The sequence below is a fragment of the Tenuifilum sp. 4138str genome (assembly GCF_041102575.1).
In the GTDB taxonomy this organism is placed as follows: Bacteria; Bacteroidota; Bacteroidia; order Bacteroidales; family Tenuifilaceae; genus Tenuifilum; species Tenuifilum osseticum.
The window spans coordinates 135,556-155,250 of record NZ_JBGCUE010000006.1; the positions used below are offsets into that span (position 1 = coordinate 135,556).

Genomic DNA, 19,695 nt, shown 5'->3' on the forward strand with positions numbered 1-19,695 from the left:
TTTAATCCTGAAAGAAATGGAATTCAAAATTCAGAAATTCGAGAAGTTCACCCAGATTGAGGTGCTTGAAGAAAAACTTGATACCAATATTGCACCCAGTTTAAAATCTGAGTTGGTTTTAATCTCAGGCAATGGTGAGCGTAACATTGTACTCGATCTGAGCAGTTGCCGATACTGCGATTCTTCAGGGTTAAGTGCTATTCTGGTTGCAAACAGGCTCTGTAAAAATGCCGGTGGAACTTTTGTGCTTACCGGACTTACCGATGCCGTTGAACGTTTAATTACCATTTCGCAACTCGATACAGTGCTTAATATTGCCTATTCAAAGGATGAGGCAGTGCAAATAATTGAGAAAGCCGAAAACGAAGCTAAAAAGTGACGTTTTCAGTTACCATACTGGGTAGCAGTTCTGCATTACCTACATCTAAACGTTTCCCATCCGCTCATGTGCTCAATGTACATGAGCGGTTGTTTTTAATTGATTGCGGCGAGGGAACCCAAATACAGCTTCGCAGGTTTAAGCTCCCAATGAACCGCATCAACCATATTTTTCTTACCCATTCACATGGCGACCATGTACTGGGCATTTTCGGGTTAATATCAACCTTCAATCTTTTAGGGCGCAAGTCCGATTTACATGTTTACGGCGTAGCCGATTTTGAGGATATATTCTATAAAAATATCGACTACTTTACTGACCAATTGTCATTTAAGGTCATTTACCACGTTGTTGATCCCTTTAAAGTTGAAACAATTTATTCCGATAAGCATGTAGTTGTAACAACCTTGCCCTTGCGGCATAGGGTTCCAACGGTGGGGTATTTGCTCCGCGAGGCCCCACGACCACTGAATATACGTAAGGAGCTAATTGCAAAGTACAACCTTTCCCTCGCAGAGATTGTTAAAATAAAAAATGGTTCGGACTATACTTTAAACAATGGAACTGTTATTCCAAATGCTGAGTTGACCTATATTTCATCGCTACCCCGGTCCTATGCCTACTGCTCCGATACGCTTTACAGCGAAAGGCTTGTTGGACTAGTGAAAAACGTTGACCTACTTTACCACGAAGCCACCTTTTTACACTCGGATTTACGATTAGCCCGGTTAACCGGTCATAGTACCGCACAGCAGGCAGCAACAGTTGCCTTAAAGGCAGGCGTAGGGAAATTGCTAATTGGGCACTTCTCATCGCGGTACAAGAATGAAAAGGATTTGCAAAGGGAAGCACAGGAAATATTCCCAGCAACAGAAGTTGTAAACGACGGCCTCACCTTTTCGGTTGAACCAAAATCAACCTATTAATCAATTATTTAAGCTATTTAATCATAAATATTAAAACCGATAAGCAAATCGGCCAATAATTTGTTCTATTTTCTTACCTTTGCAATTCAAAGTGTTTGTATTACCATGCATCAAAAAATTTTGATACTCGATTTTGGCTCCCAGTATACCCAGCTAATTGCACGTAGAATTAGAGAGTTCAATGTTTACTGTGAGATTCACCCATTTAACCGAATCCCAAAGCTCGACAATACCGTTAAGGGGGTTATACTATCCGGAAGCCCTTTTTCCGTGAGGGATAAGAATGCTCCAATGCCCGATTTGACTGGTATTAGGGGAAGATACCCTTTGCTTGGAATTTGCTACGGAGCACAGCTGCTATCCCATACCAATGGGGGTGAGGTTTTACCATCGGCCATTAGGGAGTACGGCCGGGCTACTCTGGAGGTTGTTGATAGTAACTGCCCGCTTTTCACAAGCCTATCGCCAAAATCGCAGGTTTGGATGTCGCATGGCGATACCATAGCAAAAATTCCTGATAACTTTAAAGTTGTTGCCAGCACTGCCGATGTAAAAGTAGGCGCATTTAGCGTGTTGGGCGAGCAAACCTACGGTATTCAGTTTCACCCGGAGGTGTATCACAGCGTTGAGGGATCAAAGCTACTCAAAAATTTTGTAGTTGATATTTGTGGCTGCAACCAGGATTGGACACCCGCATCGTTTATCGATGAAACAGTATCGAATCTCAGAAACCAGTTAGGTAATGATAAGGTTGTTCTGGGCCTTTCTGGTGGGGTGGACTCATCGGTTGCCGCTATGCTGCTGCATAAAGCTGTAGGCCCAAATTTGACCTGTATATTTGTTGATAATGGATTACTTCGTAAAAACGAGTTTTCGCAGGTATTGGAGTCCTACAAAACTTTGGGGCTCAATGTGATTGGCGTTGACGCCAGCCAACGATTCTATAGTGAGCTAAAGGGCGTTTCCGACCCGGAGCACAAACGGAAAATTATTGGGCGAATCTTCATTGAGGTTTTTGACGAGGAAGCGCATAAGATTAAGGATGTAAAATGGCTTGGTCAGGGAACCATCTACCCCGATGTAATTGAATCGGTATCGGTTAATGGCCCATCAGCCACCATAAAATCGCATCATAACGTGGGCGGGCTACCCGAAAAAATGAACCTAAAGGTAATTGAGCCTCTACGCTTACTTTTTAAGGATGAGGTTCGTAGGGTTGGCAAGGAGTTGGGTTTACCCGGCGGTATCCTTAATCGCCATCCTTTTCCAGGGCCTGGCCTGGGGATTAGAATACTTGGCGAAGTTACACCAGAAAAAGTACGCCTCTTGCAGGAGGCCGATAGCATTTACATACAAGGATTACGCGAAGCAGGTCTGTACGATAAGATTTGGCAGGCCGGAGCCATTCTACTTCCCGTCCAGTCAGTGGGTGTAATGGGCGATGAACGCACATATGAATTTGTAGTAGCCTTACGCGCTGTTACCTCTACTGATGGAATGACCGCAGATTGGTTCCATTTCCCTTACGAATTCCTGGCTCGTATCTCAAACGAGATTATTAATAGGGTAAAAGGCATTAATAGAGTGGTTTACGATATCAGCTCAAAACCCCCCGCCACAATAGAGTGGGAGTAAAATTTTATTACTGTGTATGAAAAAATTATTATCAATTTTTCTTTTAGTTTTTGCCCTGTTTATCTCGGCAGGTGCTCAAAACAATTCTAGCTTTAGCGCATATAAATTTGTTCGCTTTATTCAGTACCTATCAGGGAACTACGTTGATACCATCAACGTAAATCAGCTGGTTGACGATGCCATTATTGAAATTCTGGGACAGCTCGATCCCCATTCAATATATATCTCAAAGGAAGATGTTCAGGCCATGAACGAACCCCTTGAGGGAAACTTTGAGGGAATTGGTGTTGAGTTTAACATCCTTAACGATACCTTAATAGTAGTTAATCCCATTTCCGGAGGGCCATCGGAACGTGTTGGCATAATGGCAGGAGATAGGATAGTTGAAATTGACGGGAAGCCAATTACCAATATTGGGCTAAAAATCCCCGATGTCCATAAACTACTGCGTGGGCCCAAAGGTACCAGGGTTGATGTGAAAATTTTACGTAAGGGTGTTTCCCAGCTACTAGATTTTACCATAATCCGCGATAAAATACCCATTTACAGTATTGATGCTTCATACATGGCTCGTCCGGGTATTGGGTATATCAAAATAAACCGATTTGCTGCCACAACCGAGCAGGAGTTTGTTGAGGCTCTAGAGAAACTTGAGAAGGAGAAAATGGCCGACTTAATAATCGATTTAAGGAATAATGGAGGAGGCTTCCTTAACTCGGCATACGAGCTGGCAAGCTACCTTCTTGAACCCGGTAAGCTAGTGGTTTATACCCAGGGCCGAAATAGCCCCCGAACCGACTACTTCTCCCATTTCCGTGGCCGTAAGCCATTTAAGGGCCGGCTTGTGATAATAACCGACGAGGGTTCAGCCTCGGCAAGCGAGATTCTTGCTGGTGCAATTCAGGACTGGGATCGTGGTATAGTTGTTGGTCGCAGAACTTTTGGCAAAGGGCTTGTCCAAAATCAGCTCCCCTTGCCCGATGGTTCCATGATTAGGTTAACCGTGGCCAAATACTTTACACCTACCGGCCGAGCCATCCAGAAACCATACAAAATGGGCGATATGAAGGATTACTATTCCGATTTGGATAAACGGTATAGTAGAGGTGAGTTTTTCAATCAGGATAGTGTCCATTTCCCCGATTCGCTTAAGTACACCACCCTGGTTAAGAAGAAGGTAGTTTATGGTGGCGGCGGCATAATGCCCGATGTTTTTGTTCCACTCGATACTACTTACTACTCTGAATACTACGGTAAACTTGTTCGAACAGGTTTAATTAACCAGTTTGCTATAACCTGGGTTGATGCTAACCGTGAATTGCTTAAGAAGAAATACCCGAAGTTTGAAGTCTACAACAAAAACTTTGAGGTTACCGATAACATATTGGATGAACTCTATTCCTATGCCGAATCCCGGCAAATAGCTCGCGATAGCACTGGTATTCAAACTTCCAAGGCTGAACTAAAACTCCAGCTAAAAGGTTTGTTTGCCCAATCGCTTTTTGGTTCAGGTTTTTACTATCAGGTTACCAATGAACACAACGAATCGTTCATTAAAAGCCTTGAGGTGATTAACAATTGGACTCGATATAAGCATTTAGTACAATAATTTTTCAGTTTTTTTAAATTCAAGTGTTTTAATACTTTTTACAGGTCGTTTTTTGACCAATTAATTATGTTATGGAGATAAATAATGAATTCAGGCAGTTGGGTTTATCGGAAAAAGCCCTTCTAGCAATTAAGAAAAAGGGTTTTGAGCAACCATCGCCTATCCAGAAAATAACCATTCCGGTATTGCTGAGCGAAAGCTGCGATATAATAGCCCAAGCTCAAACAGGTACTGGTAAAACAGCAGCCTTTGGCTTACCAATAATCGATTTACTCGATGGTCAACCTAAGGGAATTAAGGCATTAGTCCTTGTGCCAACCCGCGAGCTCGCACTTCAGGTTTGCGACGAGATGCTATCGCTGGCCGATAAGCGAATTATTATTACCGCTGTTTACGGGGGGCAATCAATCTCGGAGCAACAGCGCCGTATAAAAAAAGGTGTAGATGTGGTGGTTGGTACACCCGGTCGCATTCTCGACCTAATCAGCCGTGGCGATCTCGACTTTAGTCAGCTCCAGATATTTGTTCTCGATGAGGCCGATGAAATGCTTAACATGGGTTTCATTGAGGATATTGAGGAGATTATGCGTCACACTCCCAAGGAGAAAAGGGTGCTGCTTTTCTCGGCCACAATGCCCGATCGTATTGTGAAGCTGGCTAAAAACTACATGAAGGAGCCCAAGAGGCTTGAGGTTGACAAAGCAAAACCCACCACTGGCTTAACGGATCAGATTTACTTTGAGGTGCGCGAAAGCGATAAGTTTGATGCCCTTACCCGAATTATTGATATTGAGCCTGAATTTTACGGACTGGTGTTCTGCCGTACCCGCAACGATGTGGATGTAGTTACCGGAAAGCTAATTGAACGGGGTTATGCTGCTGAGGGATTACATGGTGAAATTTCGCAGGCACAGCGTGAAAAAACCTTGAGCCGTTTCCGTAAAAAGCATATAAATATTCTTATTGCTACCGATGTGGCTGCACGGGGTATCGACATTGTTGATTTAACCCATGTGATTAACTACAGCCTTCCACAGGATCCAGAGTCGTACATTCACCGCATAGGACGTACCGGACGTGCCGGAAAGCAGGGAACAGCCATTACATTTGTTTCGCCCGAGGAATATCGTAAACTGAACTATTTCCAGAAAGCCACAAAGGTTAATATTCGTAAAGAGTTGCTTCCAACGGCTGAGGATATTGTTGCTGTTAAGCGCGAAAAGATTAAAGAGGAGTTAGTTGAGATTATAAACCAGGGCAACTATATGGATTACCTTGGAATGGCTGATGATCTTATTGAGACCAACAGTCCAGAGGTAGCCCTGGCAGCCCTGCTAAAGCTTGCCTTCAAAAGCCAGCTCGATGTATCGAGTTACACTGAAATTAGAACCTTCCGTGTCGATACCAAGGGAACAACACGCTTGTTCATTGGACTTGGCAAAAAGGATGGTATGACTCCCAAGAAGATTTCAGAGTTTATTCGTAAAGAGGTGAAAATACCCGATAGGAATATCGACGATATACTGGTTCGCGATGACTTTTCGTTCATCACAGTACCATTTACTGATGCCGAGAAAATTCTCTCAGCATTCTCAAACAGAACCCAGGATGGTAAACCTTTGGTAACAAAAGCAAAACCCAAGAAGTAGATAGCTTAGTAATCATGAGCGAGAAATTTCAAATGGTAGCCAAAACCCTTCAGGGTTTGGAAGAAGTATTGGCCGAAGAGCTAAAGGAAATCGGAGCTGAAAACATTGAGGTTGGTTGCCGTTCGGTTTCCTATTACGGAACCAAGGAGACTCTCTATAAATCAAATTTTTGGCTAAGAACCGCTCTGCGAGTTCTAAAACCCATTTATGTTTTCAACGCCCGTACAATCGATGAGTTCTATGGGAATGCCCGCAAGTTCGATTGGACTTCCGTAATGGAGCTTTCCCACAAATTTGCCGTGGAGAGCGTTGTGAACTCGGAGTTATTCCCACATTCACGGTACATTGCTTTAAAACTGAAAGATGCAATTGCCGACCAGTTCCGCGATAGGTTTGGCAAGCGTCCTTTTGTCGACCCCAAAAAACCTCACATCACCTTTCATATCCATGTGAATAACGATGTTTGTACCGTATCGCTCGATTCATCGGGCGAGTCCTTACACAGGCGAGGGTATAGGGTAGCACAGGATGTAGCTCCAATTAACGAGGTGCTTGCAGCGGGGCTTATCAAACTATCGGGGTGGAATGGCGATTCCGTGTTTATTGACCCCATGTGTGGTTCAGGCACCATTCTGATTGAAGCAGCACTAATTGCCTATGGTATTGCTCCGGGTATTTTCCGCCAACACTTTGGTTTTGAGAACTGGCTCGATTTTGATGAGCAACTACTGCAATCCATTTACAACGATGATAGCAGGGAACGCGATTTTGAGTACCTGATACTAGGCCGCGATATATCAAAGCAGGCTATTGCCTCAGCCATGGAAAATATCAAGGAGTCGGGGTTGCATAAAAAGATTGATTTGGGGGTGGCCTCAATTTTCGATTACAACCCTCCCAGGGTTGATAAGGGCATTGTAATAACCAACCCGCCTTACGGCGAAAGGCTAAAGAAGGAGCAGATTGAAAATTTCTATAAGCAGCTCTCCGATGTTTTTAAGAATAAGTATACAGGGTACGATGTTTGGATTATAAGCTCAAACCAGGAAGCGCTCAGAAGTTTTGGACTTCGTCCCTCAAAAAAAATCAACTTACTCAATGGAGCTTTGGAGTGTAAGTACCAACGATTTTCAATGTATAAGGGAAGTTTAAAATCAAAGCAGAGCTAAGCCGTATTTAAATACGGCTTTTTTTGTTAAAAAATCGTGCGTACTTTCTTGCATTTATCAATTAAAATTTTATTATATTTGTTTAAATATAAATTACATAGGTGTTGCTTGAATCAAGTACAAACCATTCGATGAGCGATTTTATTTCAAAATGCTATGCCAAAATGCATAGTGGCGATGTAATTGTAGCCTATAAGGGTGAGATTAATGCAAACATCATTGCCGATACACTTGGATTGGTAGAAGCAAAGCTATCGCACGAGATGGTTGAAAACTTGGTTCGGAAAAAACTTTACAATGTGATGGTGGAGTGCCTCCAAAATCTCTTTCATCATGTTGATAAAGTAACGCTCTCAGAGAATGAGCCCAAAATGGGTGCTTTTATCCTTTCCAAAACCAATGATGGGTATAGAATTGCTACTGGTAACCTTGTACGTAACGATAAAAGTAATATCCTTAAAGAAAAAATTGACAAGATTAATTCTCTTTCAAAGGATGAGTTGAAAGAATTTTATAAATTTGTTCTGAATAATCAGACGTTTTCTGAAAAAGGTGGTGGGGGATTAGGCCTTATTGATATTGCTAGGAAAACGGGTAACAAGCTGAATTACGAGTTTACTCCATATAACGATGAGTACTCTTTTTTTAATTTGAGTGTATTAGTAAGTGAATAATTAAAACTACAATATTATGGAATTACTGAACATTGAGGGAACGCCAAAAACTCCGACCGTTATACTTAACCCCAGTACCGGAGTAATTGAAATAAAGGGTCGATCAATCCCTGAGAATTCAATTGAATTCTATCGTCCTGTTGTGGAATGGCTCGATGAATACATAAAAAATCCCCAGCCAAATACGGTTGTTAACGTTCAGTTGGAGTATTTTAACACTTCCTCATCAAAGTGTATTCTTGATGTTTTTAAAAAGCTTGAGGTTCTTAAGAAAAACCAGAAAGATGTAATTATTAACTGGTACTACGAGGAGGATGATGAGGATATGCTTGAAGCTGGGGAGGATTACGAGTCAATCATCAAAGTTCCCTTTAAGATGATTCAGATAGTGGATTAATCAGTAATTAGTATAAAAAAATAAGGGGCAAATTATGTTGCCCCTTTTTTTATATCAAGTTCATCAACTTTCCGTTTCACCGCCCAAACTTTCCAGCCACTCAAGTAAGCGTTTGAGGAGTCGGTAGTAGAGTACTAAGTACATCAGAATGCTCGATAGCCAAATCACAATTACATTAACCCAAATAGTACCGAAATAGTTACCAAAGAAGGGCTTTACCGGGGCGTAAAAGTGAGCACGTAGAAATTTTGATTCGGGGAACTGGTATATGGGGTCTATTTTCTGGATTAGTTGATTCTTATACTCAATGATTCGCTCAACCTCGCCCGAGTTTCGTACAAACTCACTCAAACTCTCGTTGTGATAACGCCTTTTTAGCTCTATGAATAGCTGTTGTCCGTTGGGTTGGCTATTCTGGAACGTTGTAATATAGTTATCCTTTCCCGCACTTGCTTTGTTATACAGCTTAACGTAGTGCTTTCGGAGCTGCTCAAGAAAATCGTTAAGCTCTTTAAGAATATCAGCATTAACCTCCTCCGGGGTTAGCATGGTGTACTTGCTAAAAATAAGATGTGAGGCCCTGGGTGCAGTCATCTCCTTTATTAGTTCATTCCTAATAAGCTCCAGAGCATTTTTGAATTCGGCTTTCTTTTCCTTATCGTCAAGGTTTCGGATACAGAAATCAACCTTATTCTGAATTGATTTTAGCCAATAGTTACGCTTGTAGTCCGATAAGCTCATTGCTTCATCGAAACGGTAAAGCGGTTTCATGTATCTGTTTTCCTTGAACTGGTATACTGCCAAGGCTTCATAGGCCCATCGGGATACTATTAGTTCCCCGTAAATTGGTATTTTACTTGGCGAGGAGATGGTTGGGTTTAGTTTCTCATACTTAACAATGATGCCGCTAAGTATTATTTGTGGTATTACAAGGAAAGGTATAAGAATATATATGGTAACAACCGTTTTAAAGCTATCCGATATTACTAACCCCATCATGTTTGCTGAGAACCATGTGCTGAAAAGAACTAGCCAGTACTCAAAGTACATCCCTTTAATTTCCATTATACTGTTGCCAATAGCTACAAACATCAGGGCTTGAAAGGCTGATATGCCTAGAAGTATGGTAACTTTTGACATAAGGTAGCTCGACCAGCTCAGGTTCAGGAACGCTTCACGTTTCAGAATCTTTCTATCTTTTATTATCTCCTCAGCGCTTACGGTTAACCCCACAAAAATCCCTACAATAACTGACATGAATAGGTAAACCGGTAAGTTGCTGTTTTCTAGGAGCGTATAGCCAAGTTTATTTGATACGTCAACGTTGTAGTACTTTATGATATAGGCTAAGAGTAAAGCAAGCAGAGGCGTTTCAAAGATATTAATTATCATATACTGGCTATTGGCCAGTTTGCTTAAAATGTCGCGTTTCACAAAAATTCGAAGCTGCTTAACCCAGCTAGGAATTTTAAAGTGAATTTGAGGGAGTGACTTTGGTTGTGTGTCAGGGGTAGGGTTTTCGGGGGCAAATCGTTTAAAGTACTCGTTCCACTCATAAGGGCTTATCTTTCTTGCTCTGGTTGGGTTTCCGTACTCATCAAGCACATTTGATTCTACTATGTTGAATATTTGTTCCGGGTTTACGTTACCGCAAACGGGGCACTCGCTCTCGTTCCAGTTGGCCTGCTGTACTCGTGATTTGAAGTAGATAATGGATTCAATGGGATCGCCGTTGTAAATAAGGTATCCACCTGTATCCAGTATAAGTAACCTGTCGAACATCTTAAAAATTTCCGACGAGGGTTGGTGGATAACTACAAAAACCAGCTTGCCTTTAAGCGTTAGTTCCTTTAGGAGGTCAAGAATATTCTCGGAATCCCTTGAACTTAATCCTGAGGTAGGTTCATCGAGGAAAAGGATTGCCGGTTCCCTGATGAGTTCCAGCGCAATATTAAGTCGCTTGCGTTGCCCACCGCTAATCTTTTTGTTTAGGGGTGAACCCACCCGCATATCCTTGATCTCATATAGCCCAAGGTTTTGTAGGGTTTGGTTTACAGCAGCCTCGAGCTGCTCATGGGTGTAGTTATCAAAGCAAAGGCGGGCGTTAAAGTATAGGTTCTGGTAAACGGTTAGTTCCTCAATCAGTAAATCGTCCTGCGATACAAATCCTATCTGTCCTTCAACCAGTTCCTTTTGGTTGTGTATGTCAATGCCATTAATTAGGATACTTCCTTTTGTTGGCTTCTCGCTCCCGTTCAAAACGTTGAGTAGGGTGGTTTTACCGGCACCCGATGCGCCCATTATCCCAACCAAGTGGCCACTCTCCTGAACAAACGACATGGGGTGCAACCCAATCTTGCCGCTTTTGAATCGGTATTCGATATCAATGGCTTCAAAAACGATTTTCTCTTTAATCTTATCCTGCACAAAGCGGCCAACAATGTCGCTAAAGTATATTGGCTTTATCTTGGAATTTCGGATTGATGAACCGTTATTTAAAACAAAAATTTTATCCTTTACCAGCATGTGCCCATTTAGGTAAAGTTCGTGTAAGCCATTGTAGCGTAGGAAAAAGATATTTGCCGACTCAACAAAAAGAATTTTTATGGGTTCATGAAGGCCTTCGGCGTAAAGGTGCCTCAAATCGTCATAGGGTGGCTCTTTAGAGTCGTTTATAAGCAAGATATTCTGGTGCGGGATTACTGAATCGAAACCAGAGAGCACAAAATTCTTAAGGTTTTGAAACTCGTTCTCAGGAACGTAAAAGGTTTCGGCCACAGTGCTTATGAAAGCCATTTCCTGTTCAGTAACCTCGCCTTCGTCAGGTTTTACAAATTCAAGTAGCCTGATTAGTACAACAATTTTTTGTTGTTGCTGTAGTTCCTCATTTATTTGGGAGCATATCTTAAGAACCCTAACCGAGCTGGATGATGTTCTTTTTTTTGACTTGCTTTTCTCGCTTTGTTTTTCCTGGTAAAGGTTATAGTAGTAGTCAAAAACCTTTAGGTACTCTTTAACCAGGTCGATATTAAGCTGATTCCTCAAGAACTCTTCCACAACCTTTCGCCGGTCGGCATAATCGTTATTCTCTTTCTCGTCCAGGGGAACCGGGCGGGCAATAATTGCAAAAAGTTGCATGAGAGCTTTTAGAATCGACTCGCTCATGGTTTACAGTGATTTACTGCTTGAAGCCTATTAGTAGCATTACGTAGCCCGGAATGAATTGGGGATTTTTAACATCTACCTGAATTATGCAGGTTACTGTTGATGTAAACCGAAAATCCCAGAAAGGGGAGTAGTTGAAGCTTTCATTGGTAAACAGTAGGTTCTTTTCGGTATCGTAAACGGTAAAAACCAGTTTTCCCTTTTTGGCATTGGTGCAGGCCGATATCCTATAGGTATTATCGGCATAAAAGGTTGTTCTAAACTCAATCCGCTGGTCGGGTTTAAGGGCTGCAAAGTATTCCTGCCCATCGCTTATATAGTTCGATGGGAAATTGATAGAGCATGTTTTTTTTAGCTGCTCAATCTGTGAGAATGAGTTTAGGCTGAAAAGTGTTAGGGTTAATATGATTACTATGCGCTGCATATTGGAATATTTATTCGGTTAGCGAAGAGCGTATTTGCTCAATCTTTTTGCTGATAATTTTAAGGTGATATTCTGACATTACCACCCGCGATTGACTCCTAATGGTTATAACCCTATTTGCCTCGTCAACAATTGGTTCGCGGTATGTGTAGGAGTAGATTATCCCATCAAACTCATAGGCAAGGTCAATAAGGCTATCGAGCAAATTGGCAAATTCGGTTGATTTATAGTAGAACGGCGTTAACAGTTCAACCAGGTTATCGAGTGGGTGTTTTTGTTCTCCAATGCGGTTAATAATCTCTCTATCGTTGTGTTCCTGGGCAATTTGTGTCATAATGAACAGGCTTTCCACCCAACAACCAGCTACAACCAATGCACTTATATCGTAACGCTCGTTCTTTTTCAGGTACAAATCGGAACTTGCGTAGGTATCCGATATTATTTTTATCAGTGAGTCTTTATTTTCGATATTGTTCTCAATCCTTTCAAATATCTTTTCGTCGAACGATTCAGTGATTCTTAGCTGCTCACTTAGCTTTTTTATTACACCTAAGTATTGGAGCGACTCCTGAGTTTTATCGTATATGTTTAGGTAGCTTAAATCAGTACCATAAATACCGAGGTTTACCGCTTGCTTAAATGAGGTAGTGTAGCGCTGATAATTTTTTGTACTATTAATGCACATTTCATTGAATGGGATATTGTTCTTTTGAATCAGGTTTACCACCTGCCAGGGCGAAGGAATTGGAAAAATGGCATTTTCAACCTTAACCAGTGTCGATAGCGTATCGGCAGAGGGTTGGGTTGTTTCGTTATCCTGTTTGGATGAGGGTTTACAGGATGCTAAAAAAGCGCTTATAAGTACTAGGGCTAATTTTGATTTGGGTAATCGTAAACTCATTGTCAATGTTTCAATCATAAAAGAAAAATAGCTTTTTAACGAAATGTTTACTAAGCAAAAATACCACAAATGTTGAAATATGTAGGTTTCTGCTTTACTTTTTAAACCATACAAACTTTTTAGTATCAATTTAAACAATAAAGTTAACTATTTTAGCTTAAATTTCAATAGTGCAATCCCTAAAAATTTTAGATATGAAAAGATTTTTTTCAACCTTTTTGATTATTACACTGGTATTTACAGCTTCTGGGCAAAAGGAACTTACCCTAGAGCAGGCAGTGTTAGGTCAATGGACAGAGTTTCGCCCTAAAACCCTACCCGGTTTTAGCTGGTTGCCTGGAACCGATGAGTATTCCTTTGTTAGCAACGACAGCTTAATCATTGTCAATATTACTGATTCAAAGAAAAACAGAGCTGTAACTTTATCGGAAGTAAACGAGGCTCTAAAGGCCAATAGCCTCCAGCCTCTAAAAAGGGTGCCATCGGCTTGGGTCGATAGCAAGCAGCTCCGCTTCATAGCAGGTAACTACTTTGTTTTGTATAACTCTGTAACCAAAAGCATTGAGTCAAAGTTTCTTGTGGCCGATAATTCTGAAAACCAAGAGTTTAGCCCTGACGGCAGGTGGATGTCGTATACCATTGGTAACAACCTTTTCCTTGCAAACGCCCTGGGTGAGGTTATTACTGTAACAAACGATACTACTGATGGAATTGTTAACGGGCAGAGTGTCCACCGAAATGAGTTTGGAATTAACAAGGGTACGTTTTGGTCGCCTTCTGGACGATACCTGGCATATTACCACATGGATGAGAGTATGGTTACCAAATATCCATTGGTTGATATCTCAAAGCGTGTTGGCGAGTTGGTGAACATTCGGTATCCTATGGCTGGCATGCAAAGCCATGTGGTAACCGTTAGGGTTTATGATACTCAAAACGGTTCAACGGTTGAACTAAAAACCGGTGAACCCCGTGAGCAGTATTTGACCAATATTGCATGGACTCCGGATGAGCGTTCCATACTGATTGCTGTTCTGAATAGGGAACAAAACCACATGTGCATGAATCGTTACAACGTAAGCACTGGCGATTTTGAGTTAACCCTGTTTGAGGAGAGCAGTAGTAAGTATGTTGAACCACTTGAACCGCCTTTGTTCATTGACAACAACTCATTTTTGTGGCTTAGCCGTCGCGATGGATGGAATCATATCTACCAGTATTTGACTGATGGAAAGTTTGTTAAACAGCTCACCAAAGGGGAATGGGAGGTTACAAGTATAAATGCCACCGATTTTAAGAATGGCTTGATTTACTTTACGTCAACCAAGGAGAGCCCATTGGATAGGCACTTATACTCTGTTTCAACTAAAAATGGCTCTATTACAAGGTTGACAACGGGCTCAGGGACTCACCGCTGCATGATTAGTCCAAGCTATAAGTATTTTGTTGATTTTTATAGCTCAATAACAGTTCCCAATCGGGTTGTATTGAACACCATTAAGGGTAAATTGGTAAAACAGTTAATTGATGCGCCAAACCCATACACTGGCTATAATGTTTCGTTGCCAAACCTAATCACTCTTACCGCAACAGATGGAACCACTTTATATGGAAGAATGATAAAACCAGTAAATTTCGATTCTACAAAAAAGTACCCGGTTGTAATATACGTTTATGGGGGGCCACATTCGCAGTTGGTAACCAATAGCTGGATGGGAGGCGCAAGGCTTTGGGAGTGCTACATGGCTAACAAGGGCTATATTCTTTTCACACTCGATAATCGTGGCACTTCGAACCGTGGCGCTCAATTTGAACAAGTTATTCATAGGCAATTGGGTACGGTTGAACTTGGCGATCAACTTGTAGGAGTTAATTACTTAAAATCACTTCCTTATGTTGATTCAACCCGGTTAGGGGTTCATGGGTGGAGTTTTGGCGGTTTTATGACAATAACCATGATGCTTAGAGCATCCGACCACTTTAAGGTTGGTGTTGCTGGTGGTCCGGTTACTGACTGGAAATTCTATGAGGTGATGTATGGTGAGCGTTACATGGATACTCCCGATGAGAATCTAGATGGATACAGGAAAGCCGACCTAAAGAACTATGTTACAAACCTGAAAGGCAAGCTTCTAATTATCCATGACGATATGGATAAAACGGTAGTTCCGCAACATAGCCTCACCTTAATCCATGAGTTCATTAAAAATGGCGTACAGGTTGATTTCTTTATGTATCCCCAACACGACCATAATGTAATGGGTAAGGATAGGGTACATTTGATTGATAAAATTATACGATACTTCGACGATAATTTATAGTACTGAGGATTCTATAAAAGGCAGGGAATCCCCTGCCTTTTTGTATTTTTACACAAATATTTTCCAATGAAACTCGATATTTCCTACAGGGAAATCTGGAGGGTGGCATATCCCATAATTTTAGGAAGCGTTGCCCAAAATATTCTGAACATAACCGATACGGCTTTTCTGGGACGAGTTGGCGAGATTGCATTGGGTGGAGGTGTTCTTGGGGGGCTACTTTACCATGTTTTGCTTATGCTGGGCTGGGGAATGGCTATGGGTGGCCAAATTATTGTGGCAAGGCGTGTAGGCGAGGGTGCAAATGAGGCTGTTGGCCGTGTAGTTGAGCATTTACTTTTTACTCTCGGCGCCTTTGCTATTCTTATAATGCTATTTGCACATACTCTTCATCCAGCTTTTTTTAGTATTGCTGTTAGGTCAAATCTTGTATGCGATTCTGCAAGTTCTTTTTTTGGGTATAGGCTATTTGGGCTACCCTTTGCTTTTCTCACATACTCATTGAACGCATTCCTAATTGGAATTACACGTACAAAGGTGATTACACTTACATCGTTCATTACAGTATTTGTAAACATTGTTCTCGATTACGGATTGATATTCGGTAACTTTGGACTACCCCCAATGGGTGTTAGAGGAGCAGCCCTGGCATCGGTTATTGCCGAAATTGCAGGGGCCATATTTTTACTTGTTTACATAAGCAGAATGAATGTACGTAAGTATAAGCTATTCAACTTTTCGTCGTTTTCAAAAAAGTTATTGAAGTCAATACTTGATATTTCCTGGCCCTTGATGCTTCAATTTTCACTATCAATTTTTGTATGGTTTGTTTTCTTCCTTATAATTGAAAAAATGGGTGAAACCCCGCTTGCTGTCTCCAACATAGTTCGAAGCATTTACATTATCATTATGATACCAATTTGGGGATTTGCATCGGCTACCAATTCATTTGTAAGTCAACATATTGGAAAAGGTAAGTCGGATCAGGTGGTGAAGCTGGTTGTAAAAGTAATGGTCATTACTTTAGCCTCAGTTCTTGTCCTTTCCGCTCTGATTCTTTTGCTGGACAATAGCATTATTAAGATTTACACTAACGATGAGCACTTAATCAATGCCACCCTACCTGTTATTAGGGTAATCGCAATAGCTGCTTTAACAATGGCTTCTGCCTTTATCAGCTTCAATGGTGTTTCAGGTACTGGTAGCACTAAGGTATCGTTTGCCATTGAGGTGTTTTCACTGACATTTTACTTAGGCTGGGCTTACCTTATTGCAATAACATTAGGTAAATCCTTAAGCTTAGTTTGGACTTCAGAGGTACTATATGGTATTATGGTTACAGTAATCTCAATTATTTACTTAAGAACTGGCCGATGGAAAAACCGGGTGGTTTAGCATTACCACCCGGGAATAAAGTTGATACCCCAGTTTGCCGCCTTGAATCCGCCTAGCTGGTAGGGTATTGCATAGTAAGGTTCCAGAATAAGCATTCCGAACAGATTTATCCTAAGGCTAATCCCTGAACTTACAAAGGGTGTTCGGTCGTTTATGGAGGTGGGTTTCCATTTTAAGCTTGGCGGGTACTCCTTTGTCCATGCTATACCAGCATCGGTAAAGAATGCTAGTTCAGTAAACAATGTACCCGACTTGATTAAGGTCAAACGCTCAGGGCCTGTAAAAGGAACTCGTATTTCAAAATTAGCAACCGCTATATGGTTTCCGGTTAGCTGGTCAATGGTTACATTGCCCGATTGGCCATAGTTAATAAATGAATTGCTATCGTATCCCCTAACATACCAAGGGTAGCCAATGTATAGCGGGTATAGTATGTTATCGTTTATTGATGTGCCAAATCGACCGTAGTATAGGGCGCGGAAAGCAAAGCTAAGCGGTTTACGGAATATATATTTACGCATGTCGGCTAAGGCACCCCAGTAGTTATATTCCCCAAGGGTTCTTGAAGCCTGGAACCGCATCCTGTGCCCACGCATGGGCGAGGCTATACCAAAGTCGGAGTTATCGTACACATATGCTAAACTCGATTGTTGTAACCAAAAGCCCGGTGGTACTTCCCCTTTCTTGCGTTCGGAACCGTAATAGTAGCCATCAATGTAATAGTTTGAGTAGATATCGGCTCTGTAATAGTAGCGGGCTATTGACCCACTTAGCTCAAACCGCTGTGTGGATGATAAGGGAAAATATGAAAGTAGTCCCGTGGCGGTTTCGAACATTCGTATCTGAATGAGCTGAAAATCTTCAACTATTACAGGCTCGCCATTTATTTGCCTGTGGAGAGTATCGTACCCGTATTGTCCGAAAGAGTAAGGGATATGGGAGGCTGTTACACCCCAAGTGATGTACTTTTTTTGCTGGAGGAATGCTACTTGCCCGCCAAAATCATATATTTCGCCGTTAAGCGATAATCCGGTATACACCATGTTCTTGCCAGTGATATCGCTAAAAAGCATTTCTACCCCGCCAGCCATACCTGTTCCGTATGGCGAGGTACTTATACCCATGCCGATATTGGAAATATAATCGAGTTTAAACTTGGGCTTAAACGGTACGGTTTTAAATGAATCGACCAAAACCACAGGTAGGTTTTTATCCGAAAGATTTTTATCAACCAAACCTTCAGTTGCCCTATTTACTGGAGGAAGGATAGATGCGTTAAAATCAACTTGATATGGATTTATTCTAACCGGTTTAAAATCGGAGCTATCGGCAGTATATATGGAGTACTTGCTTTTGAAGAAATGGGAGTAAACCACCTCATCGTTCTCACGGGCTACGCTCATGGCCGGTGCAAGCGGTGTCATTCCCGAGATACCGGTTAAAATTCTTGTCATCCTGTAAACTTCGCCGCTTTCAATGTTAAACCTGAAAAGGTTACGGTATCCATCGCAGTTTGAAAGGAAGTAAATTTCCTTGTTGTTGGCTGAAAACATTGGGTTTACATTATCGGCACCGGGGAGAATATCGAAAACATTAATGGTTTTAGTCTCAACATCTAATGTGGCAAGGTTATACCCTGTTTTTCCGTTAGCTGATGTTTGTGAGGGTTTATCGGTTGAAAAAACAATGGTTTTGCCATCGCTCGACCATGCAGGATGTATATTGCACCAGGGGTCGTTGGTGAGGCGGTCAACCTTTTTAATCCTTAAATCGTACTGGTATAAATCGTTAACCCCATTTACAAGTCCTGATACCACAATGCTACTACCATCGGGCGACCAGGCGGGATAGTTGAACGATGGAACACCGGGTATGGTGAACTCCTGAATGAGTTTACCATCAAAAACATCAACAATAATCAATTTGCTTTTACCCTTGCTAAATCCTACAAAGGCAAACATTCGGCTATCGGGCGACCATGTCCCGGCCGACTCAATAAAGTTGAGAGCATCTATCTCATTATCGTGCACTATACTCGATAACCTTCTTATAATTTTACCGCTTATGGCATGTGCCAGGTAAAGGTCAATAGAAAAGAGGTCCTTTTCGGAGTAAAAAGCCACATATCGCCCATCGGGGCTTACCGATGGCGAAATGTTTATTTCGCCTGCATTTCGTTCAAAAAGGATTCGGGTTCCGTTAGGATCTTCAACCGTATCGGGCATGGTACGCTTAAAATAGTCATAGTATACCGATTTCCAGAGAGTTGAGAACGATTGCTCGTTCAACCCAAGGTAACGCATGAGTGCAAAGTTGTAGCCCCGCTTTGCGGTTTCCTTGAATATTGGGTTTATAAGGCTATCGCCAAATGTTCGCCCAATAAACGACCAGAATGCGTGTCCCCAGCGGTAAGGGAAGTACTTGTTGGGGTAGTAGGTCATATCCTCAAGGGTGGGAAACCTATCGTTAATTACAGCATCGCGCATCCACATTGCAGTTTGGTAGTCGTATGTGCCCAGCGATAGGTACTCGGCCATGCCCTCTACCATCCAGAGTGGAAGGTTCCGAACTGAGTTGAGCGAAGTGGAATCGCCATTAATCAAAGAGTTATACTGAAAAGCATGCACAAGCTCGTGCCCAAGGACGTGATCGGTTTGCTGCCACGTTTCCGTTAATGGGAAGATTACACGGTTTTTCAGGGCCTCTGTTACACCACCAGTTCCCACTCCAACGCTCCCCGATATAGCCGTGGTTTGCTGGAAATCGGCATGATCGTTATAGAGCAGTATTGGGTTTTTTGTTATAATGGAATCCCTGAAAACCTGGTAGTGCCTATCGTACCACTTTTCGGCTGAAAGCGATATGATATTAAGTAGACTATCGTTTTTCAGGTAATGGTAAACCTCAAAATTTGGGGTTTGGTAAACGGAAAACTTAAAATTCTTGTAAATGGGTTTATTTCTGCCAAAGTATTGGCCATAAGCAATTTGACTAATGAAAGTAAGTGCCAAAAGGATTGAAATAGAATAACTTCTATTCATTTTATTTAAA

At 41.7% G+C, this 19,695-nt stretch carries 14 protein-coding genes; 10 read left to right on the top strand and 4 right to left on the bottom strand.

What is annotated here, in order from left to right:
* Nucleotides 1–16: 16 nt before the first annotated feature.
* From AB6811_RS07630 to AB6811_RS07665, 8 genes are all read left to right on the top strand, one after another.
* Entirely contained in the window at nucleotides 17–379 is a 363-nt protein-coding gene (locus tag AB6811_RS07630; RefSeq protein ID WP_369489857.1) for an STAS domain-containing protein, read from the top strand.
* On the top strand, nucleotides 376–1,305 hold the full coding sequence (locus AB6811_RS07635; protein WP_369489858.1) for a ribonuclease Z: 930 nt from the start codon (nucleotides 376–378) through the stop codon (nucleotides 1,303–1,305). Before AB6811_RS07630 ends, AB6811_RS07635 begins: the two co-directional genes overlap by 4 nt.
* Nucleotides 1,306–1,410: 105 nt before the next feature.
* Nucleotides 1,411–2,940 carry a glutamine-hydrolyzing GMP synthase gene (gene guaA, locus AB6811_RS07640; RefSeq protein ID WP_369489859.1) on the top strand — a complete coding sequence of 510 codons (1,530 nt, stop codon included), beginning with the start codon at nucleotides 1,411–1,413 and terminating at the stop codon, nucleotides 2,938–2,940.
* Between the two features lie 16 nt (nucleotides 2,941–2,956).
* On the top strand, nucleotides 2,957–4,549 hold the full coding sequence (locus tag AB6811_RS07645) for a S41 family peptidase (protein ID WP_369489860.1): 1,593 nt from the start codon (nucleotides 2,957–2,959) through the stop codon (nucleotides 4,547–4,549).
* A 71-nt stretch (nucleotides 4,550–4,620) separates the two neighbouring features.
* Nucleotides 4,621–6,198, top strand: a complete 1,578-nt coding sequence (locus tag AB6811_RS07650) for a DEAD/DEAH box helicase (protein ID WP_369489861.1) — start codon at nucleotides 4,621–4,623, stop codon at nucleotides 6,196–6,198.
* 14 nt (nucleotides 6,199–6,212) lie between these two features.
* Nucleotides 6,213–7,367, top strand: coding sequence for a THUMP domain-containing class I SAM-dependent RNA methyltransferase (locus AB6811_RS07655; RefSeq protein ID WP_369489862.1), 1,155 nt, complete (start codon nucleotides 6,213–6,215; stop codon nucleotides 7,365–7,367).
* Nucleotides 7,368–7,498: 131 nt separating this feature from the next.
* Nucleotides 7,499–8,041 (top strand): SiaB family protein kinase, encoded by a 543-nt coding sequence (locus tag AB6811_RS07660; RefSeq protein ID WP_369489863.1) that lies wholly within the window; start codon nucleotides 7,499–7,501, stop codon nucleotides 8,039–8,041.
* Nucleotides 8,042–8,057: 16 nt separating this feature from the next.
* Complete coding sequence (locus AB6811_RS07665) at nucleotides 8,058–8,438, top strand: DUF1987 domain-containing protein (RefSeq protein WP_369489864.1); 381 nt, start codon at nucleotides 8,058–8,060, stop codon at nucleotides 8,436–8,438.
* 63 nt (nucleotides 8,439–8,501) lie between these two features.
* On the opposite strand, the gene AB6811_RS07670 is transcribed toward AB6811_RS07665, so the two are convergent.
* From AB6811_RS07670 to AB6811_RS07680, 3 genes are read right to left on the bottom strand one after another with little or no spacing between them, the layout of a single operon-like run.
* Nucleotides 8,502–11,603 (bottom strand): ATP-binding cassette domain-containing protein, encoded by a 3,102-nt coding sequence (locus AB6811_RS07670; protein ID WP_369489865.1) that lies wholly within the window; start codon nucleotides 11,601–11,603, stop codon nucleotides 8,502–8,504.
* 13 nt (nucleotides 11,604–11,616) lie between these two features.
* Entirely contained in the window at nucleotides 11,617–12,027 is a 411-nt protein-coding gene (locus AB6811_RS07675) for a hypothetical protein (RefSeq protein ID WP_369489866.1), read from the bottom strand.
* 10 nt (nucleotides 12,028–12,037) lie between these two features.
* Nucleotides 12,038–12,946, bottom strand: a complete 909-nt coding sequence (locus AB6811_RS07680) for a hypothetical protein (RefSeq protein ID WP_369489867.1) — start codon at nucleotides 12,944–12,946, stop codon at nucleotides 12,038–12,040.
* A 176-nt stretch (nucleotides 12,947–13,122) separates the two neighbouring features.
* On the opposite strand from AB6811_RS07680, the gene AB6811_RS07685 reads away from it, so the two are divergent.
* Together AB6811_RS07685 and AB6811_RS07690 are read left to right on the top strand one after the other, a co-directional pair.
* The gene (locus AB6811_RS07685; protein ID WP_369489868.1) at nucleotides 13,123–15,249 is read left to right on the top strand and encodes a S9 family peptidase; all 2,127 of its coding nucleotides are present in this window, start codon (nucleotides 13,123–13,125) and stop codon (nucleotides 15,247–15,249) included.
* A gap of 66 nt (nucleotides 15,250–15,315) precedes the next feature.
* A complete protein-coding gene (locus tag AB6811_RS07690) occupies nucleotides 15,316–16,644 on the top strand; it encodes an MATE family efflux transporter (protein WP_369489869.1) in 1,329 nt (442 codons plus the stop codon).
* Between the two features lie 2 nt (nucleotides 16,645–16,646).
* Here AB6811_RS07690 and AB6811_RS07695 read toward each other — a convergent pair whose 3' ends face one another.
* A complete protein-coding gene (locus tag AB6811_RS07695; RefSeq protein WP_369489870.1) occupies nucleotides 16,647–19,685 on the bottom strand; it encodes a DPP IV N-terminal domain-containing protein in 3,039 nt (1,012 codons plus the stop codon).
* Between the last annotated feature and the right edge of the window lie 10 nt (nucleotides 19,686–19,695).